The organism is Pseudomonas paracarnis, assembly GCF_904063055.1.
GTDB classification, from domain to species: domain Bacteria; phylum Pseudomonadota; class Gammaproteobacteria; order Pseudomonadales; family Pseudomonadaceae; genus Aquipseudomonas; species Aquipseudomonas paracarnis.
Genome location: NZ_CAJFCN010000098.1, coordinates 1 through 439 on the forward strand (window position 1 = coordinate 1; position 439 = coordinate 439).

The window sequence follows — 439 nt, forward strand, 5'->3', positions numbered from 1 at the left end:
CTGCGGTTTGCAACCCCTTTGCCCTGGGCCTCGACAACCGGGAGTAGCGCACCCTGAATCTATCTGGTAAGTTCGCCCGCTTGCAGCCGCAGGGCCGGAAGGTGTCGGTGACGATGCAATCCTGCGCAATGGATCAGAAGAGTGAGAGGCGGTCTATTCATGTCCACCCAAGCAAAGCAACAGCAGACTCAAGGCATCGGCGGCTTCGAACCCTATGTCGAAAAAAAGGGCGAGGAGTACATGGGCGAGCCCATGCGCGAGCACTTCACCAAGATACTCAAAAAGTGGAAACAGGACATGATGCAGGAAGTCGACCGGACGGATGACAATATGAAGGATGAAGCGGCAAACTTCCCGGACCCGGCAGGAAGTGCCAGCCAGGCAGAGGAGCTCGACCTCGAACTGCACGGCCGCGATACACAGGGCAAGGTGATAAAGA

1 pseudogene is annotated in these 439 nt (G+C 56.9%); it reads left to right on the forward strand.

Features of this window, described 5'->3' with window-relative positions:
• Positions 1-159: 159 nt before the first annotated feature.
• Positions 160-439 (forward strand): annotated as a pseudogene (locus JMV15_RS28070) (RNA polymerase-binding protein DksA); the annotation flags it as partial.